Below are 24,914 nucleotides of genomic sequence, written 5' to 3'. Positions count from 1 at the left end.
TCCGTTCGTTATTTTAAACCATTAAACCATCATTGCGTCGATCTGTCAATCCTTTATTATCAGAGAATCATCCCCAATTCATTGGTTGACATTTTTGAACGGACCCGATATTATGGGATATAATCGTTTAAAATATTGAACCAAGAAAGCTGAGAGAATACACATGTCAGAAAAGATGCAGGCCGCGTTGCTTACCCATTATGGGCAAGTTACGCCGCTCATAAAAACCGTTCCTGTCCCAACGCTACGTGTAACCGACGTCTTGGTTAAGATTAGGGCAGCAAGCCTTAATCCCATCGATTTGAAGACCATGGCGGGCGGTCTAAAATTTTTGCTACCCTACCGAATGCCCTTAATCTTGGGCAGCGACTTTGCCGGTGAGATCGTCGCAGTTGGGAACCAGGTGACGCAGTTTCGAGTGGGGGATGCAGTCTATGGCCGGCCGCGCAAAAGTCGGATTGGCACGTTTGCCGAATACTTGGCAGTTGATGCCGCGGATATTGCCCTGAAACCGCGAAATCTCACGTTCAATGAAGCTGCCGCAATCCCTTTAGTTGGTCTGACCAGCTACCAGGCACTTCACGATATCCTGCGGGTGAAGCATGGCCAGAAGGTACTCATCCAGGCTGGCGCCGGTGGCATTGGCACGATTGCCATTCAATTGGCAACCTACTTGGGGGCTCAGGTGGCCACGACCACAAGTCCGAAAAATTTTGCGCTGGTCCGTTCCTTGGGTGCTGACCGGGTCATTGACTATCACAACGAAGACTTCGCAACAGCCTTAACAGATTATGACGCCGTCTTTGATACGTTAGGTGGCAAGAGCCTGGAACAAGCCTTCTCGGTGGTCAAACGCGGTGGTCAAGTCGTCAGTATTTCTGGCTTACCCAATGTTCGGTTTGCCAAGGCGTATGGCCTGCCGCTGTGGAAACAGGGCGTACTAGGCATCGCCACGCATCGGCTAACTCGGTTGGAAAGGCAGTCTGGTGTGGCCTACCACTTCCTGTTCATGGCCCCCAGTGGAGAAGAGCTGGCGCTGTTGGCGGCGTTAATTACGGCCGGCAAATTACGCCCCGTGATTGACCGCACCTTTCAGTTTCGGGATCTGGATCAAGCACTGGTCTATTCGAAGCGGGGGCATGCTCGCGGAAAAGTCATTGTGGAATTGCCTTAGGCCGCGCAGTGACCAGCAACTTACGCGATTGGTAGGATGACCGTTCGGGGTAAGATAAGAACACCGAATCCGTGATTTCCTGCACAAATTAAGCGAATCCTTGGCGTCCCTATGTTATGATTGTCGTGGTGAATCATCGAGAGAAAGGGAGCGTGACAGATGGCAACGCTGGTTATTTTACGGCACGGTGAGAGTGTCGCCAACCGGGACAACATTTTTACGGGGTGGAACGATGTGCCGCTGACGGCTAAGGGACGGCAACAAGCCCATGATGCCGGTCAATTGGTCGCCCAGACGGGCTTGCAGTTCGGGGCGCTCCACACGTCCATGCTGCAGCGGGCAATCGTGACCTCGAACATTGTCTTGGAGGCGATTGATCAGCTGTATATCCCGGAGTATAAGTCCTGGCGGCTAAACGAACGGCATTACGGTGCCTTACGGGGAAAAAACAAAGCCAAGGTCCGCGAACAAGTCGGCGATAAACAGATTAAGATCTGGCGGCGTAGCTTCAAGACGGTGCCGCCACTGCTGGATCACATCGTTCAAGATCCCCGTTACGATCGGTTTGGGCCGCACATTGAACCGTTGGGCGAGAGTCTGGAGATGGCCTATCATCGTCTAATGCCATACTGGGTCGATCAGATTGCCCCGCGGCTACTCGACGGCCACAATCAGCTGGTCGTGGCTCATGGCAGCACGTTGCGGGCGCTGATCAAGTATCTGGATGGCGTGGCCGACGCCGACATCAGTAAGGTGGAAGTGGCCAACGGCGAACCTATCCAATATGACTTTGACGACCACCTCAACGTCCTGCAAAAATTAATATTATAATATTTAGTTAACAAAATACTAAGATAATAAGGTTGGCTCGCACAATTGGGAGAAATGATTGTGTTTAGCCAGCCTTTTCGTATAATCAGAAGAAAGGGACTTTCTCTTGATGATGTGACCGGTGGCTGGTGATTAGTCACGATGTTTTGGGGCGATGTCTTTTGGGGGCAACGGATTCAGAATTGATGGTTAATCAACACCCTGACGAATCATAGGCAAAGAGTAGGGAAGCCTAATTTTTAAGGGGGATTGAGGATTTTGAACACACGTAATTTGGGACACTGGGGTATCCTATTTGCCGTGATTTTGGGACTCGGCGGCGTGATCTTTGGCATGCATGAGTTGGATACCAAGGATCAGCAGACGGTTCGAACCACGAATAAGCTTCATGCGAAACAAACGCGGCAGGAGATTGCCTACGATGCGTTACAGAGCAATCAACTGCGCAGTAAGAAAAAGACGGTTTGGGATAAGCAGAACAAGGGGAAGAAGACCCCACAGTTTACGGCCAAATTTAACCGCCAGCTCCGAGCCAAGAAGTTTGTCGGCACGGCGTTAGTGGTTAAGAACAATAAGGTCGTCTACCAGCGGTCGTTTGGCAAGGCCAATGCCAAGAAACACAAGGCCAACCAAGCCACCTCGCAGTTCTTGATTAATTCTATTCAAAAGTCGATGACCGGGATTCTGGTGATGCGTGCGGCCCAGGCCGGACAATTGCATTTAACCGATAAGTTGAGCAAATATTACCCGCAGATCAAGGGCAGTAACAAGGTCACGCTTCGGCAGATGCTGGATATGGAAGCGGGGATCACGGGTGATCTGAATCCCGAGACCACGCTGACGGAACCGGCCGTTTACAAGTATGCCAGTCAGCAGGCCCGGATTAACCAGACCAAGATCAATCAATTTAACTACCAGCCGATTAGCTACACGCTGTTGGCAGGCATCTTACGGCAGGTCACCCACGAGTCGTACTACCAGCTGTTCTATGAACACTTGGTGACGCCGCTCAGCCTCAACCATACCAGCTTCGCGCAGTTGAAACATTCTGGCGCCACCATGGGGTATAGTGGGACGGTTCCTGGCAACTATTCGCAACCGCATAAGCCGTCCGCAAAGGATATGGCCGTGCAGATTGCCACAGGGAATGCGACCATGTCGGCTGGCGACGTCTTCCGGACCGAGCGGGCTATCATCCGCGGAACGGTGTTGAAGAAGGCCAGTGGCGCCAACCGCCTGCATCAAAGTACAAATAACACGGTGCACTATGCGGGGGGACTCTATCACCTGGGGCAAACCGGTTATTACGGTCACGGTGTCGGGGATGACTACGAGGGCACCTTCGTCATGAGCCGTAACGGTAAGACGGGCGTCATCCTCTTATCTAACAACTACTACAAGCGGGGCATGTACCCAACGTGGTCGACGGAAGACTTGGCTATCAGTACCTTCCAGAACGTGAATGCCGTTAGCAAGTTACGTTAGTCATCACAAATAAAATAAAATCTTTGAGATCGTGTGAGCCTGACACGATCTTTTTTTAACTCTTATCGTTAATAATTGAGCAAAGTCGAAAGCGATTACATGATCGTCGGGATTTTGTTGAGGGGCCTAACTTTCCTTAAGGAAAGTGCTGTTGTATCGGGAATAACAACCGATTAAATCACGCGATTTGGATGCATAGTCGGAAATTTCCCTTCCATAATATTAACCACCTGAAGGATAATTGCCTCTTCCCTTGTGAAATAAGTTGTTGTATAATTTTACGCGTTCGAAAAGTTCGTTATTTAATTCACTTATTTGTTTGAGGAGTGTGAACAGTGTGTCAGTTTCTGTCAGTTGGATTGGTGCCTTGCTAGGCTTGGCGCTCGCCATTATTTTGATTTTAAGAAAGTTAAATCCCGTGTATTCGCTATTATTGGGGACAATTGTGGGAGCGCTAATCGGGGGCGCTAACCTCACGCAGACCGTCAACATCGTGGTTACGGGGTCACAGAGTGTCATGGGAACCGTGGTCCGGGTCCTGGCCGCCGGGGTCTTTGCCGGGGTGATGATGGAGTCCGGGGCCGCCAACGCGATTGCCCGGGGAATCGTGAACAAGTTTGGTGAAAGTTTGGCCATTCTGTCGCTGGCTTTGGCGACCATGATTATCACGGCCGTGGGGGTCTTTATCCCAGTGGCCGTCCTGATTGTGGCGCCAATCGCGCTGGAAGTGGGGAGTCGGATGCAAATTTCCAAGCTCGCGCTACTCGTCGCACTGTCCGGTGGGGGCAAGGCTGGAAACATTATCTCACCGAATCCCAATACGATTGCCGCGGCTCACGGCTTTCATCTGGAACTGAGCCAATTGATGGTCGCCGACTTTATTCCGGCCGTCTTCGGCTTAGTGGCAACCGTGTTGATTGCCACGCTGTTACGGCATCGGGGAACGTTAGCCACCATGGCCGACGTTCAGGCCAATCAAGCGCAGGGCGATGACCAATCGGCTCTGCCATTGCCTTCCCTGGGGACGGCGATTGTGGCGCCGTTGCTGGCCGTGATTTTACTGCTCCTGAACCCAGTCGGGAATGTCTTACACATTGGCCTACTGGAAAAGTTCAACGTAGATGCCATGTACATCCTGCCACTGGCCGGACTCATTGGTATGTTAGCCATGCGCCAAGGCAAGCAGGTGCTGGCCTACACCAAGGCGGGGATGGCCCGAATGACCGATGTCGTCTTGATTCTGATTGGGGCCGGCGCCATTGGTGGTTTGATTACTACCTCGACGTTGCCCGCCGCAATCGTCCACTTGATTAAGGTGTCTGGTATTTCCGGGACCTTCTTGGCACCGATTGCCGGGATTTTGATGGCTGCCGCCACGGCCTCGACTTCAACCGGGGTTATCTTGGCCACCGGCTCATTTGGCAAAGCCATTCTGGCCTTTGGGACGGCACCACTCGCCGCTGCGGTCATGGTTCATACCGGGGCGACCGTGATTGACCACCTGCCACAAGGGAATTACTTCCACGTGACGGCCAACGCCATGAACATGACCTTGAAGGAACGGATGCAGTCGGTTCCTTACGAGACGGCCGTCGGGTTGACCATGACCGTCGTCGGTGTCGTCATGTTTACGCTGTTTTAACGCATTAGTGAAAGGATGACCAAACGATGAAAATTGTTATTGCACCGGATTCATTTAAAGGAAGTTTGACGGCGAAACAGGCCGCAGATGCCATTCATACGGGGCTAAAACGCGTCTTTCCCGACGCTGACTACGAGATTGTGCCCATGGCCGACGGGGGTGAAGGGACGGTCCAATCCCTGGTTGATGCCACGCAGGGAAGCTTTCGACAGGCGACCGTGTTGAACCCACTCGGCCAGCCGGTTTCTGCCGAGTATGGCTTGCTGGGCGATCAGCAGACGGCCGTGATTGAAATGGCCGCGGCCAGCGGCATTCAGTTTGTGAATGAGAAAACGAAGAATCCCTTGCTGACCACGACCTATGGTACCGGCCAGTTAATGCTAGACGCCATGCACCACGGCGCCCGTGAGATTATCATTGGGATTGGCGGTAGTGCCACGACCGATGGCGGTCAGGGGATGGCGGAAGCCCTGGGTGTGAAGTTCTTGGATGCACAGGGCCAGTCAATCGCCCGCGGTGGTGGCGGCCTGGCTGATTTGGCCACCATTGACGTGAGCGGACTTGATCCGTTGGTGGCGCAGACCAAGGTGCGGATTGCGTCGGATGTCACGAATCCCTTAGTTGGTGACACCGGTTCGGCGGCCGTCTTCGGACCACAGAAGGGGGCCACACCAGCGATGGTGTCGACCTTGGATGCGAACCTGGCCCACTACGCCGCAATCATCAAGACCACGTTGGACAAGGATCTCGCGGACTTTCCGGGGGCCGGTGCGGCCGGTGGCTTGGGCGCGGGACTCCTGGCCTTTACCGATTCTCAAATGGAGAAGGGCGTGGAGATTGTGGTTCGTGAAACCCATCTCAAGGAGCGTGCCGCAGGGGCCGATTACGCCTTTACTGGCGAGGGGGCCATTGATTTTCAGACGCAGTACGGCAAGACACCGATGGGCACGGCCCAGGCGGTCAAGGCGGCCAGTCCCCACGCCAAAGTGATTGGTGTGGCGGGCAACGTGGGCGCCGGGATTGACCAACTCTATGGTCTCGGAATTGATGCCATCTTTGGCATCTTACCCGGCGTCGTGGATTTGCCCACGGCCATTGCGACCGGTCAGGAGAATTTAGCCCGGACGGCAGAAAATATTGCCCGGGTTATCAAGTAGGTCAATGCGTGTGAGCCAAAGGCGACGAACTGGGTTAAGTGAGACCAGTTCGTCGCCTTTGGGTTTATTCGGGACAAGACCCTAATTCCGGCAAGTCAGGAAGAATTTCCCGTCGATCCCCATAAAGAATGGTACCCTTAATAACGGAGACGCCGGCGAACGTCTTAATTCAGACAATGGCTGGCGATATCGTGATTGGGGGAGCATAACATGAAAAAATGGGGATTATTGGTCGGGGAGTTAGCCCTACTCGGCGCGCTGGGATTGGTCATGAGTCAGCCGGGCACACAGCCGGTTCAAGCCGCCACTCGGGTGCGGACCAAGTACGCGTTGACCAATTATCAGGAAAAAAAGTTTAAAGTGGTTCATAACCAAGATCTTTATGTGCCCCGACCGAATCCTTACGGCGTATCGCCGACCTACGACGCACAGGGAACCTTTCAGACGCAACCGGAGACCATCACCACCACGCGGGGAAATGCGCCCGCCAGCCTGACGACCGCGCTGTATCTTCCGGTGACGGTGCACCATTCCGGCGACTGGGCCAATCCCCAGAGCCTAGTCATCACTAAGAATGGGCGAACCGCCTACGTTGCCTATTTAGAAACGGGAACGGCGGGCACCGGTTGGATTGTGCGCTATGACCTGGCTAAGCTGCGGCAGAAATTTGGTGCCACAACGGCCAATATGGCACTGATTCGCCGCGCAACGAATGCCGCCTCGAAAGGGAAACCCTCGCCGCAACAGCGAACGGTTCGCCAAGCCATCAAGCAGGGGCCAAAGATTGATCTTGGTCACGGCCAGTCGCTGGCGTTGAATCCTAAGACTGGCCAGCTGTGGTTTACGCGCTCGAGCGGGATAGCCGGTCACTACGGCAGTGCCGTGCGGGTCTCGCCCAAGACGCTCAAACCGGTACAGACGGTCGACTATCGGCTGGTCAATCGGGCCGGTGTGAAGTTGGCGGTCAATAGCACGTTGACCTTTGACCAGCATGGTTACGCCTACTTCAGTAGCTACAGTGGTAAACGGGCACTCCGGGTTTATCGAGGCACCATCAGCGCTAAGGGGGTTCACTTCAGTCTAATCATGCAGGGCCTGGCCTACCGTCCTGGGCAGACCCACCAGTCGATTGCCTACGATGGACGAACGGGTCGCCTGTACTTTATTAGTGATGACGCCATTTCGTCGGTGCCACTGGCGAAGTTACGTCAATGCCGGGTTAAACCTCAAGATGTGCGGGCAACGGTCTTTGCCAGTCACCGAGAGTTCGAAGCGCTGGCCTTCACGGGTAGCGGAAAGGGCACCGTCCTACTGAATCGCGGCCCAGAGTTGCTCAACCTGAATTTTAAATAGCTTTGGGATCAGCAGCATTGCGTATGCTGGCCGCCTTACCGTTCGCGAAATCTAGGCTGGATCGCGGGGGAAGCTGGTCCGAGCCAAAGAGCGGTCTCGGACCTTGCTTTGAGCCGGGAATCCACCGTCTCAAAGTCACCCATTTACCAGTAAAATCACTGGTAAATGCCCCAGCTGAGCCTAGATTTCGCTTCACTCCCGGCTACGTTAATTGGTGTCCGTAACCGCAGAGTCAAATTGCGGTTCGGGTTTGAGCGTGCCGTATTCGTGGCAGGCGTCGGCGAAGGACTTGCCCCGTCTTTCAGATCAACACGATTCTCTGTTAATGACTTAATTGACGACAAAAAAATTCCGAGGCAGTCGCCCCGGAATTTTTTGTCGAATTTTAAGTTAAGCTAAGGCACCCATTGGATCCCAAGGGGCCAAAACAGTTGGTTCTTCGGTTTCTTGGACTTGCTTTAAATCGTCGGGCAAGAATTGCTTGTTGACGACCACTTGGTAGCAGTATTCGTCCATCCAAGCATCGCTCATCACGAAGTAACCCTTGGTACCGACCTTTTCACCCCAGGAGTTTTCAACCTTCCACTTGGTTGGTTGACCATCGACCAAGTCGACCCCGGTCAAGACCATGGCGTGAGTCATCATGCTTTCGCCGTAGTCCAGGCGTTCGGCCTTGGTGGTGGAAAAGTCGATATTGAAGAGGGCATCCTTGTCGTAGTACTTGGTGTCCATGATCCCCTTTTGCCGTTCGGAGGATTGACCGACATCACAACCGAACCAGACGGATTGCCCGGCTTGAAGTTGCTTGATGGCTAAAGCCTTGAAGTCCTTCATCGTCACGTTTAAATGCTTGACTTGCCGGCCGTTGACCACGTTACCCAGCATTTCAACCGTGTAGGTGTGGTTGTAAGGCTTGTCGGCAGTTGGGGCGTTGATGATGGAGACGTAGTCGGACAGGTCCCAGTTGACGTACTTGTCAAAGAAGGACTTAGGTGTCAGGCCCTTGTCGATGTGGTAGTTCTTGTCATCGTCGCGGTATTCGAAATCAAATTCGCTGACGGGTTCGCCGAGAGAGAAGCTCAACAGGCGGTAAACTTCGCCCAGCATCTTATCCTTAGCAGCGGCAATGTCATCGTCACTGGCCTTATCGGCAACCAATTTCCGTAAGGTGACAGCGTCCTTGCGCAGCTTTAAGTTCAACGTGCTGTTGAGCTCGCTGGACTTGGAACTGTTGTAGGTTTCAGGCATCACAGACTTGGGAACGATCCCGTATTTTTCAATGATGGCGCACAGCATGTCCCATTGACCACCATCTTGTTGGGGGGTGGCCATTAAGAAGGCAACCTTCCGGCTAGAAGTGGGTTGATCCGCCGTGGCCAAGACGTTTTCGTAGAAGTAGTTGGCCTTTTCGAATTTATCCCAGAAGTTGGTGTAGTTTTGAGATAACTCAAAGTCACTCAAGTTGAAGAGGTCGGCTAAGTGATGACGCATCGTGTTCAATGCGGCAAACATCCAGCAACGGCCACTTTGCTTTTGATTGGCCACTTTCCCGGTGTCCAAATCGATAGAGAACACGGGAGTCATGTCGGTCTCGGAAGCGTAATCGGCTGACGTTGCTAAGATTCCTTGGTGGCTGACGGCGCGTTCCAAAACCTTTGCGGTGGGGTCGGCAGCTAAAGCTTGTTGGTAACGGGCGGTTTGGTCCGCCGTGATTTCTTTACTCAATGACGTCACTCTCCTAATCGTATTTCTCTCATTGTACCCCAATCTTCTCATTTTTGTATAGAGTGTTCCTGAAGTTTTCCCACAAACGTGTTAGCTGATAATGCTGAAATAGCACGGTATGACGGGATAATCGCGGGTTGGGTACAATGACTGAAAGATGTTGTGAAGTGCACTTATTTTCACACAAAAGCCGATACCAAAAAACTTCCCCATACCAGACGTATCGAGAAGCTTTGGTTTAGACGTTACAAGTTAGTCGTAGTTTAAATGTTTATCTTGGTCCAACGCGTTGATCTCAGCGATTTCAGCTGCGGTCAGGTTGAAGCCAGAAATTTCAAAGTTTTCCCGTACCCGGGCTGGCTTGGATGACTTCGGGAAGACCACGAAGCCGGTGTCGACTTGCCACCGCAGGACGATTTGGGCCGGGGACTTGCCGTACTTGTCCGCCAGCTTGGTAATCACGGGATCTTCGAGGATTAAGTGACCGTGACCAATTGGGGAATAGCCTTCATTGACAATGCCGTTGTCCGTGTCGAACTTGCCTAATTCGGCTTGCACCTTGTAGGGGTGGCGTTCGATCTGGTTGACCATTGGCTTAACCTTTGCCATGGCGAAGACTTTTTCGAGTTGGTCTGCGGAGAAGTTTGACACCCCGATGGCCCGAACCTTCTTTTGTTGATAGAGAGTTTCTAGGGCGCGCCAAGTATCCAACGTGAGGTCGAAGTTCTCTTCATTTGGCCAGTGAATCAAGTAGAGATCCAGATAGTCTAATTGCAGGTCGTTCAAAGTCTGGTCAAAGGCAGCTAAGGTCTTGTCGTAGCCCTGATCGGCATTCCACACCTTAGACGTGATGAATAGGTCGGAACGATCGATGCCAGAGGCCTTGATGGCCGCACCGACGGCTGGTTCATTGCCGTAAATATGGGCGCAGTCGAGATGCCGGTAACCAGCATCCAATGCCGTTTTAATCGCTGCAGGGACGTCCTTACTGTCAATTAAGTAAGTTCCGAATCCCAACATGGGGATGGTCACGCCGTTGCTTAATTGTGTCGTTTCCATGTCATTACCTCGCTCTTCAAAATTTTAAAACCTAATACATAAGACCATGATACACTACTCCACCGTCAGATTCACGAATGAGCTTCGATTGGTTGGTGCGCACTCAAGCATAACCAGCGTTTAATTAAAAAGGGTCGCGCGTCACCCACTAAACTAGCGGATGGCCCGTGACCCTTGATTTTTTTGAAATTAAGTTGACTTAGTCCCGTGCGTTCAAGACTTCTGGTCCGTCTTGACGACCCACGATTACCGTGTTGACCGTGTCCAAGAACAACCCATGTTCGACAACGCCCACGATGCCATTCAACGTGTTGGCAAGTTCGTGTGGATGGTCGATACGACCGAGATGCAGGTCGATGATGTAGTTCTTCGAGTCAGTCAGAACGTGGCTCCCGTCTTCCTTCATCCGGAAGGTTGGGTGTAAGTCCATCTTGTCTAGTTTTTCTAAGACGTGGCTGGAACCGAATGGAATGACTTCCAAGGGGAGGGGGAACTTACCTAAGTGGTGAACCATCTTGCTTTCGTCCACGATCCACATGTTCTTGGTGGAGTTAATGGCCACAATCTTTTCCCATAAGTGAGCAGCACCGCCACCCTTGATGCCTTGGAAGTTATCATCGATTTCATCGGCGCCATCAATGGTTAGGTCGAGGTGATCGACGTCATCCAATTGTTTGATGGTGATGCCTAAAGATTCGGCTTGCTTAGCGGAGCGGTCTGAAGTTGCGACCCCGATAATGTGCAGGCCTTCTTCCTTGACCCGCTTGCCTAAGGCGTCAATCATGTAACGAACGGTCGAGCCGGTCCCAATCCCTAAGATCATGCCATCTTCAACGTACTTAACAGCTTCTTGGCCAACAAGGGCTTTTAATGCGTTTTGATCCATATATAACTACTCCTCTTCTGTGTGGTTTAAGCGTAAAGCGACTGGTCGTACGGCCGCCGCACCACTCACGGGGAGCTGATGGGCAACCAATAAATCGGTCGGATGGGTCACAAAGTAACGTTTGGCGTACGGATCCAACACTTTCAACTGGATATCGGCGGTGCTGGCAAGTTGGGTAAAACGTTTTATCAATTGCTCAGCTAGCGTGGCCGCTGGTTGTCCGGGCCGGACGAAGATTTGTTCCAAGACCCACGTGGTCTCGTCCAACACCAAGTAGTGAAGACTCGCCAGCAGGCGGTCATCATCGGTGATGGCGAGCTCCCCGGGGCGTTCCGTAATCGTCATGGTTATTTGCTCCCTTCATGACCAGTTTCATCCCTAATTCTGGTCTATCCCCGGGGTCTTGTCAACTAATTTTCGCTGGCGATTATTTTTACTGGCTTTCTGGCCCAAAGGTAGGTACGCTAGTAACAAGTTGGTCATGGCCGACTGGCTATTGTATTCTGGGTGGGGGATGTTAAAATTGGCTTTTAGTGTCATCACCTAGACGAGTGGTCACTGCGGTTTTGATTAAAGTCATTTACATATAAGAAGGAGTGTCACGATGCATCGCGGATTTGAAGTTGTCAGTAAGTATAAAAATCAAAATATTAAGGTCCCTTATCGGACGACCCAACAGGCGGCTGGCTATGATTTTGAGTGCGCCGAGGACTTTACGCTTCCCTCTATTTGGCGGCATGATCTCCTGCACGCCTTTAAGCAGCTCTGGCACCGTGACCCGTTGACCACCGAAGAATTGGTGGCCGGTCAGCATGATCTCAAACCTTGGCTGGTACCCACGGGGGTCAAGGCTTATATGGCGCCGGGAGAGGTTCTCTTGCTGGCGAATCGCTCGAGCAACCCGTTGAAGCACAATTTGATTCTGCCAAACGGGGTGGGCGTGATTGATGCGGACTACTATAACAATGCCAAAAACGAGGGCGAAATCTTTGTGCAATTGGTCAATGTCGGCCTAAAAGATGTCGTGATCAAGAAGGGCCAACGGATTGCGCAGGGGATTTTCATGCCCTTTTTGCTGGCCGATGGCGAACAGATTCCAAGCCAACAACGGACCGGTGGATTCGGGTCCTCTGATCGCAACTAAATCTTTACATTTCAACTGATAGACTAGTGGGGAATTTCCCCTTGGATATGCTAAAATGAAAGTGCTGAAAACGAACGGATAAGGGGGATGAACGTGGCTAAAACGAAAACGAAATTTGTTTGTCAAAATTGTGATTATAGCTCGCCGCGTTACCTGGGACGCTGCCCCAATTGTGGGGAATGGAATACCATGGTCGAGGAGGTTATCACACCGGCCGCGGCTAAGCCTCAATCAACGCGGACAACGGTCACAGGGGAGCATTCCAAGCCGCAACTGATGAACGAGATTAAACACACCACGGAGATGCGGGTGAAGACCCAGATGCACGAGCTCAACCGCGTGCTTGGTGGCGGGATCGTCCCCGGGTCGTTAATCCTGATTGGCGGGGATCCCGGTATTGGGAAATCCACGTTGCTCCTACAGGTTTCGGGTCAGCTGAGTGCGACCGGAGGCAAGGTGCTCTACGTTTCCGGGGAAGAAAGTGCCTCGCAGATCAAGATGCGCGCGGACCGGTTGGTTGTGAACAGCGACCACCTCTACCTCTATCCGGAAACGGATATGGCCAGCATTCGCGCCAACATCGAAGAGATGCAGCCGGATTACGTGGTGATTGATTCCGTGCAAACCATGCAGGCGCCAGGGATCGAATCGGCCATCGGGTCCGTTTCCCAGATTCGGGCGGTGACCGGTGAACTCATGCAGATCGCCAAAACTAACGGCATTACCATCTTTGTGGTGGGGCATGTCACCAAGGGCGGTGCGATTGCCGGGCCGAAGATTCTGGAACACATGGTGGATACCGTTCTGTACTTTGAGGGCGACCTGCACCACACCTACCGGATCTTACGGGCGGTGAAGAACCGGTTTGGTTCGACCAATGAACTGGGGATCTTCGAGATGCGTGAGGGCGGTCTCTATGAAGTCGCCAATCCCTCGGAGATCTTCCTGGAGGAACGGTTAAAGGACGCCACCGGTTCGGCCATTGTGGTCTCAATGGAAGGGACCCGACCGATCTTGGTCGAAGTCCAGGCGCTGATTTCGCCGTCAGTCTTTGGCAACGCGCAACGAACCTCAAGTGGGTTGGACCGTAATCGGGTGGCTCTGTTGATGGCGGTTTTGGAGAAGCGGGCCAACCTGATGCTTCAGAACCAAGACGCTTTCTTGAAGGCGGCCGGTGGGGTTAAGCTGGATGAACCCGCCATTGACTTGGCGATTGCGATGAGTATCGCGTCTAGCTATCGGGATACGGCTACGGAACCCAGCGACTGTTTCGTCGGCGAGGTTGGCCTGACCGGTGAGATTCGGCGGGTCAGTCGGATTGAATCGCGGGTTGCCGAGGCTAAGAAGCTGGGCTTTAAACGTATCTTTGTTCCCAAGAACAATATGCAGGGCTGGAAGGCACCGGATGGCATTCAGGTTGTGGGCGTGTCAACGCTTCGACAGGCACTTAAACTGGCCTTGGATGTTTAAACAGTCGATAGAATTTGATTTTACACCGCGAAGGGAGGTGAACGTATGCGTAAGAAAACAGTTATTCTCGTGATATTTGCCATTCTAGGGGGTGTCATGGGTGTCGCTTATCTTTCCCGCTTCTGGCACATCGTCGGGGTGACCAGTCCGCTAGTCAACAATATCTTAGTCAACATTTTAATTGGTGCAATTATTTTCCTTATATTAGGGCTGTTGTTCGCCGGATTGATCCTGCGAGTGGTCGGTAAGCTAGAGGACTATCTGAATCGGCAAAACCCAATGACCATTCTCTTCGGGAGCCTGGGGGCGATCATCAGTTTGGCATTGGCTCTGCTGATCTCATCGTTTCTCTTCCGGGTGCCATCGTTTTTCATTGGCATGGTCATTCCCTGGATTCTGATGTTGCTGTTTGGTTACCTGGGTTTTCGAATTGGGACGCGGCTGAGTAAGATTCGGGCCGAGGAATGGCGAAAGTTGTTCCAGTCGCGGAGTAAGAAGGCCAGCGAAGAGGAATCCAAGAAGGTTTTGGACAAGCCGGCTGAACCAAACTTTCACCACTACAAGATTTTGGACACCAACATTTTAATTGATGGTCGAATCTATGATCTGGCGAAGACCGGGTTCCTCGAAGGGACGCTGTTGGTCCCCAACTTTGTGTTGTATGAACTGCAGTACATTGCGGATTCCAGTGATTCGATCAAACGGGTTCGCGGTCGGCGGGGTTTAGACATTCTGAACAAATTGCAGAACGAAAACATTATGCCGATCGAAATGTACGAGGGCGACTTCGAAGATATTCCGGAGGTCGACAGTAAGTTGATCCGGTTAGCCAAGGAAAATGGGGGCGTCATCGTCACCAACGATTACAACTTGAACAAGGTGATTCAGTTCCAAAATGTTCAGGTGCTCAACATTAATTCCTTAGCCAATGCGCTCAAGCCGCGGGTCATTCCCGGTGAAAACCTGCACGTCATGGTGGTTAAGAACGGGACGGAACGGCAACAAGGGGTGGCCTACTTGGATGATGGGACGATGGTCGTGGTTGAAGACGGCAAGTACTTTATCAACAAGCAATTAGACGTTGTGGTCACGAGTGCCATTCAGACCGATGCCGGGCGGATGATCTTCGCCAAGCCGGTTCATTCCAGTAGAAACATTGAAGAAGATGCGAACAAGAAGTCGTCGAACAAGACGAAACGCTCACGGTAACTGGGCGGAGACGTGCGAATTTCGGAAAGATTAAGGGACATACCTTTATTTTTCCGGATGAGCATTGTACACTTAGAACAATGTGTCATGTCACAGATGGCAGTGAACACCTAAAATACGTAAAAATGGAGAAAGAGGCGCAAACGTTTTGGCGAAAAATTCAATTCGGGTTCGGTATGCACCGAGTCCTACCGGTCATTTGCACATTGGTAATGCCCGGACAGCGATTTTTAATTACTTATTTGCCCGGCACAATAAGGGTAAATTTATCATCAGAATCGAAGATACCGATACGAAGCGGAACATCGCGGATGGTGAAAGAAGCCAGCTCGAAAACCTGAAGTGGTTAGGTCTAGACTGGGACGAAGGTCCCGATGTTGGTGGGGACTATGGTCCTTACCGGCAATCCGAACGTCGCGATATTTATACGCCACTGATCCAACAGTTGTTGGACGAAGGCAAGGCTTACGAATCTTACCGGACGGAAGATGAATTACAAGCCGACCGTGAGGCCCAAAAAGCCAACAATGAAATGCCCCATTACGAATACGAATACGCTGGGATGTCTGATGAAGAACGTCAGGCCGCCATTGATGCCGCTAAGGCCAAGGGCTTGAAGCCGGTGATTCGGTTCCGCGTCCCTAAGGATAAGATCTACGCCTGGGATGATATGGTTAAGGGCAACGTGTCCTTTAACTCCGATACCATCGGTGGGGACTTTGTCATTGCCAAGCGCGATGGCATGCCAACCTACAACTTTGCCGTGGTTGTGGATGACCACAAGATGGCCATTAGCCATGTCTTCCGTGGTGATGACCACGTGGCCAACACGCCTAAGCAACTGATGATCTACGAAGCCTTTGGCTGGGAAGCGCCTAAGTTCGGCCACATGAGCTTGATCATCAGCAAGGACACCGGTAAGAAGTTGTCCAAGCGTGATGAATCCGTTCTACAATTCATCGAACAGTACCGCGACTTGGGTTACCTGCCAGAAGCCATGTTCAACTTCATTCTGTTGTTGGGCTGGTCACCAGTGGGCGAAGACGAAATCTTCAACCGCAAGCAGTTCATCAAGATGTACGATGAAACCCGTTTGAGCAAGTCACCAGCGACCTTTGATGGCGACAAGCTGGAATGGATCAACAACCGCTACGTTAAGGATGCCGATGACAGTACGATCATGGACTTGGCCCTGAAGCAACTGATCAAGGCGGGGAACGTGCCGGCTAACCCAGACACCAGTACCATCGAATGGTCGCGTCAATTGATCAACTTGTACAAGCGTCAAATGAGCTACATGGCCCAGATCAATGACATGGCTTCCGTCTTCTTTGAAGAACCCGAACAGGTGACGGGCGATGCCTTAGAAGAAATCAGCAATGACACGGCACCGGTGGTCTTGAAGGCTTTCGCTGAAGAGATCGAAAAGCTCGATTTGTTTGACTCCGTTGAAATCTTCCACGTGATCAAGCGGGTCCAAGCCAAGACCGGGATCAAGGGTCGTCAATTATGGATGCCAATCCGAATTGCCGTCACCCACGAAATGCACGGTCCAGAATTACCTGAATCAATTGAATTAGTCGGTCGCAAGACGGCCTTACAACACATTCACCAAACGTTAGCCCAACTCGAAGGCTAATCATTTGGTAAAGAAGCCGGATGAGGGGCATTTTGCCACCCATTCGGCTTTTTGTGAACCGGTCGGGTATGCTACAATGGAGCTAACTCATTCGATGACTGGGGAACGATTCCGGTGGGGGAACCCCTCAGGAAACGGTCTTCAATAGTCGAAACGACGAAAAATATAAATAAGTTACGCGAAAGGAGTCTCGCGATGCTCAAAGTATTCAATACCATGACCCGCCGAAAGGAAACGTTCGAACCAATTACCCCCGGCGTGGTCAACATGTACGTCTGTGGCCCCACCGTTTATAACTATATCCATATTGGAAACGCGCGGAGTGCCATTGCCTTTGATACCATCCGGCGGTACTTCGAATACCGGGGCTATCAAGTCAAGTATATTTCGAACTTTACCGACGTTGACGATAAAATGATTAAGCAAGCGAAAAAGCTGGGCATTACCGTTCCCGAATTGGGCGATCGGTTCATCAAGGCCTTCAAGGAAGACACTGCGGCCCTCAACATTGAGCCGGCCACGGCCAATCCCCGGGCGACCGAACACATTCCGGAAATCATTTCGTTCGTGCAGGATTTAATCGACAAGGGGTACGCCTACCCAGTAGATGGGGACGTGTACTACCGGGCCCATAAATTTGCCCACTACGGTGAGTTGTCTCATCAGAATCTGGACGAACTGGAAGAGGGGGCGTCTCAGCATACCAATGATGAGGAGACCGCCCGCAAGGAAGATCCCGTGGACTTTGCCCTGTGGAAGGGCGCTAAACCGGGTGAAATCTCCTGGCCATCGCCGTGGGGTGCCGGGCGACCGGGCTGGCACATTGAGTGCTCGGTCATGTCGACGCACTATTTGGGCGACACCTTTGACATTCACGGTGGCGGCGAGGATCTGACCTTCCCCCATCATGAAAATGAAATCGCTCAGAGTGAGGCCAAGACGGGCAAGACCTTTGTCCATTACTGGTTACACAACGGGTTCGTCACAGTTGGCGATGAAAACGAAAAGATGAGTAAGTCGCTGGGCAACTTTGTGACGGTCCATGACCTACTGAAGACGGTCGATCCGCAGACGTTGCGCTTCTTCATGGCGACCACCCAGTACCGCCGGCCGATTCAATACAGCCAACGTAACTTGGATACGGCGGCTCGCAACCTGGAACGGCTCCAGACGGCTTACAACAACATGGGGTACCGCCTGAAGGATGCCGAGGCCGGTAACGACCCCAAGGTGGAACAGGAAACTCGCCAGATTATTGCGGATTACAACGATGCCATGGACGATGACTTTAACGTCCAAAATGGGGTTGCGAAAGTCCACGACCTGGCCCGGCTGGGTAACGTGTACGCGGAACGGCCGGTGGTCTTTAGCGGCACCCTTAAATTCATTCGGCAGACCTTAGCGGATCTACTCAGTGTGTTTGGGGTCAAGCTGGCCGAAGCCGCCACGTTGGACGACGACCGGATTCAGGCACTGATCGACGAACGATTGGCCGCCCGGAAGAACCGGAACTTTGAACGTAGCGATGAAATTCGTGAACAATTGAAAAACCAAGGGATTATCTTGGAAGACACGCCCCAAGGGACGCGGTGGAGAAAGGGAAATTAATGACTGAACAGACAGAACAAGTCGATTTTCGACAATTAAACGGGGTGGCATTGGCCTACATGGGCGATGCGGCTTACGAAGTCATCATCCGACAACACCTGATTGCGGAAGGCTTGGCGAAACCCAACCATTTACAAAAGAAGGCGACCCATTACGTTTCAGCGAAGGCCCAGGCCGCGCTGATTGACCTGATGGAAACGGATGATCTCTTGAGTGACGAAGAGTGGACGATGTTTAAGCGCGGGCGGAATGCCAAGAGCTACACCCACGCGAAGAACACGGACGTCGTGACCTACCGGATTTCCACGGGGTTCGAGGCCTTGATGGGCTATCTCGCCCTCAGTGGTCGACAGGATCGGGTCAACGAATTGGGTAAGTGGTGCATTGAACAAGTAGAAGCGGGGCGGACTGAAAAATGAGACCAGAAGCAGATAACGACGTAGCCAATGATTTTGTGATTGGTCGCCATCCAGCGGTTGCGGCCTTGCGGAGTCAACAGACCATCAACAAGGTCTTTCTCCAGAGTGGCTTGAAGGCCGAGGCGATTGACGAGATTCGGCAGTTGGCCAAGAAACGCCACTTGGTGATTTCCGAAGTGCCCAAGCAAAAATTGGATCAACTGACGGATCACCAGAATCACCAGGGGGTTGCGCTTGGCGTGGCCGCCTTTGAATATGCCAGCATCGATGACCTGTTTGCCAAGGCCGAAGCCGCGGGTGAAGCGCCATTCTTCCTGATTTTGGATGGCGTAGAAGATCCCCACAACTTGGGATCGATTCTGCGGACGGCCGATGCCAGTGGCGTTCACGGGGTGATTATTCCCAAACGCCGGGCAGTTGGTCTGACGTCAACGGTGGCGAAGACCTCAACCGGCGCGATTGAAACCGTGCCCGTTGCCCGGGTCACCAACCTGGTCAACACGGTCCATGACCTGAAAGAACGGGGGATGTGGATCTTCGGAACGGACATGACCGGGACCGATTACCGTGATTGGAACGCTAAGGGCGCTGTCGGCCTGATTATCGGCAACGAAGGCAAGGGCATTTCGCGCCTACTGAAGGAAACCGTTGACGAGATGCTCACGATTCCAATGGTGGGGTCCGTTCAGAGCTTGAACGCCAGTGTGGCCGCCGGGCTGCTGATGTACCAGGGCTTTAGTTCACGCCACCCGGTCCAACACTGAATGAAGGGATGAGCGTGGGAAGATGAAAGAAGATATTCTGATTGTCGACGCCTATAACATGATCGGCAACTGGCCCAAGCTCAACCGGCTCAAGCTCAATGATCGGTTACCGGAGGCCAGGGACTTGCTCCTGACCATGTTAGCGAATTATAAAAAATTACGGGATGCCTCGATCACCGTGGTCTTTGATGCGATGTACGTGCCGGGCATCTCGAAAAGTTACAAGCAGTTTGACCTCGAGGTGGTCTGGACGAACCGCGACGAAACGGCCGATAGTTATATCGAACGCATCGCCAAGGAACGCCAAACCCGATTTACGCAGGTCACCGTGGCCACGAGCGACCAAGCCGAACAGTGGACCATCTTCTCCGAAGGGGCCTTGCGGATTCCGGCGGGTGAACTGCTACGCGACATCGAACGGGCCCAAAATGAGGTTAAGCAAACGGCCCGTGAGTTCGCGGACAAGGGTTTGGTACGCAAGTCGCCGTGGAATGACCAACAGCTGTTCAAGCTGGAGAAGTTACGCGACCAAATGATGGCCCGGCCGGATCGGCGTAAGCAGTCCAAGCCAAAGTGAGTGTCGCGGTCAATTGTAGATATGAAGGGGTCTGGGAGGTTGTGCCCAGACTTTTTTATGTCGTGAGGTTTGCCAACGATCGATTGACGGATGCGCTGATGGATGGTGTAAGCGGGTCGCCTTGCCGTTCGCCAAATTTAGGCTACAGTGGGCAGGCAAATTTTGTGTTGGATTAACCCGTTACGCTAGCCGTCAGTCAATCAGGTTGTGGGTAACACTGCCAAGATCGGCATGACCGGCCGTCATGTGGTAGGAGAGCCAGTATATTTTCAAAAAAACATGAATTTAAACATTCGTTCGCTCGGTCATCGGCGACGCTTATCGTAGACTGGGAATAACTTCAAAGGAGGTTTTCCCAATGACCGAACTAACTGACGAACAGCTGCTCGCCCTCATTCGTGAATCCTTAGAATCCCCGGCGTTACTGGTTTTATTCGACCGGTACCGTCCCGTTCTATACAAGCTTCAGAGTCGCTACTTTATCCCGGGGTATGATCGCGACGATTGGAATCAAGAGGCATTATTGGTCCTTTGCCGCGTGGCCCAACGCTTTGAGATCAGTCGTGGGAAGAGTTTTGGCGGCTTTTACCGCCAGGCCCTGCGTTTTCGCGTGTATGACCTCATTCGTCGGAGTCAGACGAAGAAACGGTTGGCGGGGCAGCAAGCCGTTTCGCTAGAGGCTAACCGAACGTTTGTGAGCGATACCGTTCGTGACACCCGGTGGACTTTAAGGGAAAGTTTAGAAGTTCAGGAGGCGGTCGTCAGGTTGGCCAAACGGCTGTCGTCGGTCGAGCACACGGTCTTTGGCGGCCTGCTACGTGGCGAATCTTTGCAGCGCATCGCCCGCAAGCACCAGTTGACGGTTCTACAGGTGAGCGGTGCGGCCCATCGAAGTCGTATGAAGCTGCGAGAACTCCTGGTCGAGTGATTGACTGGCAGGGAAGACAATGGTAAACTACTCCAGTATGAGTTGAATAGGATTTGATCAAAGGTGGTGGCAAGATGGCTCAACGAAAAATTGCTCTGGCCTGTTCAGTATGCGGGTCGCGAAACTACACCATCACAGCAAGTGCGACGCGCACGAAGCGCCTAGAGGTTATGAAGTTTTGTAAGCATTGCGGTAAGCACACGTTACACCGTGAAACCCGTTAATTTGACTAATCGTAACGACGAACACACTACAATTTAGGAGGCAACACCATGCGTTTATTCCGTTTCTTCAAGGCGGTCGGACAGGAAATGAAACAGGTTTCTTGGCCTGGTCCTAAGCAAACGCGGCACGATACCGGTACCGTCATTGGTATTTCGATTCTCTTCGCAATCTTCTTTGCGGTCGTTGACTGGGTTGTCCAGTACGGCTTAAAGTTTATTGCCTAGGTGAATTGTCAGTGGTCAAACACGGCTAAATATGGTATATTAAGAGTCAACGGGAACTTCGTGTAGTGCGAAGTTTTTTTATTTTGGACGAAAAAGTCAATCAGTAAAAGGAGTGCAACACATGGTTGAGTCAGCTGAAAAGCAATGGTACGTGCTTCATACGTATGCCGGTTACGAAAACAAGGTTATGGCAAACTTGGAATCTCGGGCCGAATCAATGGGGATGCAGGACAACATTTTCCGCGTTGTCGTTCCCGAAGAAGAGGAACACGAAGTCAAGAATGGTAAGGACAAGGTCACGATGGAAAAGACCTTCCCTGGCTATGTTTTGGTGGAAATGGTCATGAGTGACCAAGCTTGGTACATCGTGCGGAACACGCCTGGGGTTACCGGGTTCTTGGGTTCCCATGGGCAAGGGAGTAAGCCAACGCCACTGTTGCCTGACGAAGTGGAACGGATCTTACGGCGCGTGGGAATTTCTGCCCGCCATGCCGATTTGGACGTTGCGCCTGGCGACTCCGTCACGATCGTGGACGGCGCCTTCAGTGGGTTAGTCGGTAAGATTACGGAAGTTGACAATGAAAAGATGAAGTTGAAGGTCAACATCGACATGTTCGGCCGGGAAACCAGTACCGAACTCAACTTCGATCAGGTTGACCCCATCCTGGGCTAGCCTGCCCGCCGGTGATTTTCAGAAAAGAACTTGTTGCGGTTAGTAAAGTGTGGTATGATTCTCAGGTATGCGTGAAGCATATTTTCAAAGTGGGAGGGGCAAACTAACAGCCCCACTTACCACACACGGACTCAAGGAGGTATTGTCTCGTGGCTAAAAAAGTAGCTAATGTCGTTAAATTACAAATTCCTGCGGGTAAAGCAACCCCAGCTCCCCCAGTTGGACCAGCTTTAGGTCAAGCAGGTATCAACATCATGGGCTTCACTAAGGAATTCAACGCTCGTACCGCTGACCAAGCTGGTATGATCATTCCTGTTGTGATCAGTGTCTATGAAGATCGTTCCTTTGATTTCATCACTAAGACCCCTCCAGCAGCAACGCTGTTGAAGAAGGCTGCTGGTGTTGAAAGTGGTTCCGGCGAACCTAACACGAAGAAGGTTGCTACTGTAACCAAGGATCAAGTTAAGCAAATCGCTGAAACTAAAATGCAAGATCTAAACGCAGCTGACGTTGAAGCAGCTATGCGCATGATTGAAGGTACTGCCCGGAGCATGGGCTTCACGGTCGAAGGTTAAGCTCAGTTTTCGGATAGTCGGACACTTCACGAAAATGAAATGTGTCAAGTGGGAGGTTTATCCGTTACAACCACATTTGCAAGGAGGAATACACAAAATGGCTCACAAACGAGGTAAAAAGTATCAAGACGCTGCCAAAATGGTCGAGGCTGATAAGGTCTACACGATGGGCGACGCCGTTGATTTAGTTAAGAAGATGGATTTCGCTAAGTTCGATGCAACTGTTGAAGTTGCCTTCAAGCTTAACGTTGATACAAAGCAAGCGGACCAACAACTCCGTGGCGCACTGGTACTGCCAAACGGTACTGGTAAGGAAACGACGGTTATTGTATTCGCTAAGGGCGACCAAGCTAAGGCTGCAGAAGCAGCTGGTGCCGACGTTGTTGGCGAACAAGACTTAGTCGAACGTATCCAAGACGGCTGGTTAGACTTTGACGTTGCCATTGCAACGCCAGACATGATGGCCCAAGTTGGTCGTTTAGGCCGGGTCTTAGGACCTAAGGGCTTAATGCCTAACCCTAAGACGGGTACGGTTACGATGAACGTCGAAAAGGCCGTTTCCGATGCTAAGAATGGTCAAGTTACCTACCGGACTGACCGTGACGGTAACGTCGCTGTTCCTTTTGGTAAGGTTTCCTTTGATGCTGACAAGCTTGCCGGCAACTTGAAGACCATTGCTGAAACGATCGTACGTATTCGCCCAGCCGCTGTGCGTGGGACTTACGTACAACACGTTTCAATTTCTTCAACGTTTGGCCCTAGTGTCGACGTTGACTTGGCTTCTTTATTAGCCTAAGTTAAAACGTGAATTAAAAAAATCCCTAGCAGTGCATTGACAGTGATGTCAAAGTATTGTATGCTATTGAAGTTGTATTTAATAGATCTACCTAAGACTCAGGTGGCCGAATGGTCTTAATTTCCTGCCGAGGCAGAAGTTTACTTAAACTTTTGACTCCTTATGTCTTGGTGGCATAGGGATTTTTTTATCCCACCAAACTACTCCGGGAGGTGAACAATTTGAGTGAACAAGCTATTGCCATTAAAGCAAAAAAAGTTGATGAGGTTGTTGACAAGTTCAACAACGCCGTTAGCGCCATCGTCGTTGACTACCGTGGTTTAACTGTTGAAGAAGCAACTGAATTACGGAAGCAATTACGTGAAGCTGGCGTTCATATGAGCGTCATCAAGAACAAGATCTTGGTGCGGGCAGCTGAAAAAGCTGGTTATGCAGATTTAAACGATCTGTTTGCTGGTCCTACTGCTGTGGCTTTCTCTGACGAGGATGCCATTGCCCCAGCTAAGGTTTTGAAGAAATTTGCTGATGGTGTTGATGACCTTGAAATCAAGGGTGGTTTCATCGAAGACAAGATTGTCTCCGTTGACGAAATCAACACTTACGCAACCTTGCCTAGTCGTGAAGACTTGCTTTCTATGCTGGCTAATGTCTTACAAGCACCAGTACGGAACGTGGCTTACGCAGTTAAGGCGATTGCTGAAAAGGGTGACGAAGGCGACGCAGCCTAAGTATCCGCTTCAGTTTGAAACATAAAAAATAAAACCCAATTATTGGAGGAAAATAACATGGCTTTTGATAAAGATGCTATCATCGCTTCTCTTAAAGAAGCATCAATTACTGACCTTAACGACTTAGTTAAGGGTATCGAAGACGAATTCGGCGTTTCTGCTGCTGCCCCAGTTGCTGCAGCCGGTGCTGCTGGTGGCGACGCTGCTGCCAAGGATTCATTCGACGTTGAATTAACTGAATCTGGTGACGCCAAGGTTAAGGCCATCAAGGCTGTCCGTGAAATCACTGGTTTAGGCTTGAAGGACGCTAAGGGTCTTGTTGACAACGTACCATCTGTCATCAAGGAAGGCCTTTCAGAAGACGAAGCCAACGAAATCAAGGAAAAGCTTGAAGCCGTTGGTGGCGTGGTTACTTTGAAGTAGTCACCTTCAATTTATAAAAACGAATCGCTGCCTGCGGGTGGCGATTTTTTTGTTCCACAGATTGGTGAATGAACCGAATATTTAGGATAGTCTTAACTTTCAATGTAAGCACCTAATAACTGACCGTCTATGATTGATGGTCGCAAAACGATATGATTACCTCATCAAATAAATTGGTGAGGTTTTTGTTATGGATAAAC

26 protein-coding genes and 1 other annotated feature are annotated in these 24,914 nt (G+C 51.5%); of the genes, 22 read left to right on the top strand and 4 right to left on the bottom strand.

Features of this window, described 5'->3' with window-relative positions; all coding sequences use genetic code 11:
- Nucleotides 1-163: 163 nt before the first annotated feature.
- From HEQ50_RS09385 to HEQ50_RS09360, 6 genes are all read left to right on the top strand, one after another.
- Entirely contained in the window at nt 164-1,174 is a 1,011-nt protein-coding gene (locus tag HEQ50_RS09385) for an NADP-dependent oxidoreductase (protein ID WP_168900261.1), read from the top strand.
- A gap of 159 nt (nt 1,175-1,333) precedes the next feature.
- Entirely contained in the window at nt 1,334-2,005 is a 672-nt protein-coding gene (locus tag HEQ50_RS09380) for a 2,3-diphosphoglycerate-dependent phosphoglycerate mutase (protein ID WP_168900260.1), read from the top strand.
- Nucleotides 2,006-2,263: 258 nt separating this feature from the next.
- Nucleotides 2,264-3,490 (top strand): serine hydrolase, encoded by a 1,227-nt coding sequence (locus tag HEQ50_RS09375; protein WP_168900259.1) that lies wholly within the window; start codon nt 2,264-2,266, stop codon nt 3,488-3,490.
- Nucleotides 3,491-3,827: 337 nt separating this feature from the next.
- Nucleotides 3,828-5,132, top strand: a complete 1,305-nt coding sequence (locus HEQ50_RS09370; RefSeq protein ID WP_168900258.1) for a GntP family permease — start codon at nt 3,828-3,830, stop codon at nt 5,130-5,132.
- Between the two features lie 26 nt (nt 5,133-5,158).
- Complete coding sequence (locus tag HEQ50_RS09365) at nt 5,159-6,289, top strand: glycerate kinase (RefSeq protein ID WP_168900257.1); 1,131 nt, start codon at nt 5,159-5,161, stop codon at nt 6,287-6,289.
- Nucleotides 6,290-6,499: 210 nt separating this feature from the next.
- Complete coding sequence (locus tag HEQ50_RS09360) at nt 6,500-7,642, top strand: hypothetical protein (RefSeq protein ID WP_168900256.1); 1,143 nt, start codon at nt 6,500-6,502, stop codon at nt 7,640-7,642.
- A gap of 390 nt (nt 7,643-8,032) precedes the next feature.
- Here HEQ50_RS09360 and HEQ50_RS09355 read toward each other — a convergent pair whose 3' ends face one another.
- From HEQ50_RS09355 to HEQ50_RS09340, 4 genes are all read right to left on the bottom strand, one after another.
- Complete coding sequence (locus HEQ50_RS09355) at nt 8,033-9,367, bottom strand: C1 family peptidase (RefSeq protein WP_168900255.1); 1,335 nt, start codon at nt 9,365-9,367, stop codon at nt 8,033-8,035.
- A gap of 252 nt (nt 9,368-9,619) precedes the next feature.
- A complete protein-coding gene (locus HEQ50_RS09350; RefSeq protein ID WP_168900254.1) occupies nt 9,620-10,426 on the bottom strand; it encodes an aldo/keto reductase in 807 nt (268 codons plus the stop codon).
- A 199-nt stretch (nt 10,427-10,625) separates the two neighbouring features.
- Entirely contained in the window at nt 10,626-11,312 is a 687-nt protein-coding gene (gene rpiA, locus HEQ50_RS09345) for a ribose-5-phosphate isomerase RpiA (RefSeq protein ID WP_168900253.1), read from the bottom strand.
- 6 nt (nt 11,313-11,318) lie between these two features.
- A complete protein-coding gene (locus HEQ50_RS09340; protein ID WP_168900252.1) occupies nt 11,319-11,657 on the bottom strand; it encodes an acetyltransferase in 339 nt (112 codons plus the stop codon).
- 259 nt (nt 11,658-11,916) lie between these two features.
- Between HEQ50_RS09340 and HEQ50_RS09335 the strand changes: the two genes are divergently transcribed.
- The 16 genes from HEQ50_RS09335 (at nt 11,917) to rplL (ending at nt 24,714) form a co-directional block, all read left to right on the top strand.
- Nucleotides 11,917-12,456: a dUTP diphosphatase gene (locus tag HEQ50_RS09335; RefSeq protein ID WP_168900251.1), complete on the top strand. Its 540-nt coding sequence runs from the start codon at nt 11,917-11,919 to the stop codon at nt 12,454-12,456.
- Between the two features lie 93 nt (nt 12,457-12,549).
- Complete coding sequence (gene radA / locus HEQ50_RS09330; protein ID WP_168900250.1) at nt 12,550-13,926, top strand: DNA repair protein RadA; 1,377 nt, start codon at nt 12,550-12,552, stop codon at nt 13,924-13,926.
- Nucleotides 13,927-13,971: 45 nt separating this feature from the next.
- Nucleotides 13,972-15,135 (top strand): PIN/TRAM domain-containing protein, encoded by a 1,164-nt coding sequence (locus HEQ50_RS09325; RefSeq protein ID WP_168900249.1) that lies wholly within the window; start codon nt 13,972-13,974, stop codon nt 15,133-15,135.
- Nucleotides 15,136-15,283: 148 nt separating this feature from the next.
- Nucleotides 15,284-16,774 (top strand): glutamate--tRNA ligase, encoded by a 1,491-nt coding sequence (gene gltX, locus HEQ50_RS09320; RefSeq protein ID WP_168900248.1) that lies wholly within the window; start codon nt 15,284-15,286, stop codon nt 16,772-16,774.
- Nucleotides 16,775-16,969: 195 nt separating this feature from the next.
- A complete protein-coding gene (gene cysS / locus HEQ50_RS09315) occupies nt 16,970-18,382 on the top strand; it encodes a cysteine--tRNA ligase (protein WP_168900247.1) in 1,413 nt (470 codons plus the stop codon).
- The gene (locus tag HEQ50_RS09310) at nt 18,382-18,801 is read left to right on the top strand and encodes a Mini-ribonuclease 3 (protein WP_168900246.1); all 420 of its coding nucleotides are present in this window, start codon (nt 18,382-18,384) and stop codon (nt 18,799-18,801) included. The genes cysS and HEQ50_RS09310 overlap by 1 nt, the downstream gene beginning before the upstream one ends.
- Nucleotides 18,798-19,565, top strand: coding sequence for a 23S rRNA (guanosine(2251)-2'-O)-methyltransferase RlmB (rlmB, locus tag HEQ50_RS09305; RefSeq protein ID WP_168900245.1), 768 nt, complete (start codon nt 18,798-18,800; stop codon nt 19,563-19,565). Before HEQ50_RS09310 ends, rlmB begins: the two co-directional genes overlap by 4 nt.
- Nucleotides 19,566-19,587: 22 nt before the next feature.
- Nucleotides 19,588-20,142, top strand: coding sequence for an NYN domain-containing protein (locus HEQ50_RS09300; protein WP_168900244.1), 555 nt, complete (start codon nt 19,588-19,590; stop codon nt 20,140-20,142).
- Between the two features lie 358 nt (nt 20,143-20,500).
- Nucleotides 20,501-21,070, top strand: coding sequence for a sigma-70 family RNA polymerase sigma factor (locus HEQ50_RS09295; protein ID WP_168900243.1), 570 nt, complete (start codon nt 20,501-20,503; stop codon nt 21,068-21,070).
- Between the two features lie 74 nt (nt 21,071-21,144).
- Nucleotides 21,145-21,294 carry a 50S ribosomal protein L33 gene (gene rpmG, locus HEQ50_RS09290; RefSeq protein WP_168900242.1) on the top strand — a complete coding sequence of 50 codons (150 nt, stop codon included), beginning with the start codon at nt 21,145-21,147 and terminating at the stop codon, nt 21,292-21,294.
- A 48-nt stretch (nt 21,295-21,342) separates the two neighbouring features.
- Nucleotides 21,343-21,519, top strand: coding sequence for a preprotein translocase subunit SecE (secE, locus tag HEQ50_RS09285; protein ID WP_168900241.1), 177 nt, complete (start codon nt 21,343-21,345; stop codon nt 21,517-21,519).
- Between the two features lie 121 nt (nt 21,520-21,640).
- Entirely contained in the window at nt 21,641-22,192 is a 552-nt protein-coding gene (nusG, locus tag HEQ50_RS09280; protein ID WP_048732452.1) for a transcription termination/antitermination protein NusG, read from the top strand.
- Between the two features lie 149 nt (nt 22,193-22,341).
- The gene (rplK, locus tag HEQ50_RS09275) at nt 22,342-22,767 is read left to right on the top strand and encodes a 50S ribosomal protein L11 (protein ID WP_020088139.1); all 426 of its coding nucleotides are present in this window, start codon (nt 22,342-22,344) and stop codon (nt 22,765-22,767) included.
- A 97-nt stretch (nt 22,768-22,864) separates the two neighbouring features.
- Nucleotides 22,865-23,563 carry a 50S ribosomal protein L1 gene (gene rplA, locus HEQ50_RS09270; RefSeq protein WP_057732914.1) on the top strand — a complete coding sequence of 233 codons (699 nt, stop codon included), beginning with the start codon at nt 22,865-22,867 and terminating at the stop codon, nt 23,561-23,563.
- A gap of 72 nt (nt 23,564-23,635) precedes the next feature.
- Nucleotides 23,636-23,760 (top strand) — a sequence feature (ribosomal protein L10 leader region).
- Between the two features lie 24 nt (nt 23,761-23,784).
- A complete protein-coding gene (gene rplJ / locus HEQ50_RS09265) occupies nt 23,785-24,291 on the top strand; it encodes a 50S ribosomal protein L10 (protein WP_168900240.1) in 507 nt (168 codons plus the stop codon).
- A gap of 57 nt (nt 24,292-24,348) precedes the next feature.
- Entirely contained in the window at nt 24,349-24,714 is a 366-nt protein-coding gene (rplL, locus tag HEQ50_RS09260; RefSeq protein WP_057732918.1) for a 50S ribosomal protein L7/L12, read from the top strand.
- Nucleotides 24,715-24,914: the final 200 nt, after the last annotated feature.

It is taken from the genome of Lactobacillus sp. HBUAS51381 (assembly GCF_012641095.1).
Classification (GTDB): domain Bacteria; phylum Bacillota; class Bacilli; order Lactobacillales; family Lactobacillaceae; genus Levilactobacillus.
This window is presented reverse-complemented; position numbering and strand designations above follow the sequence as displayed.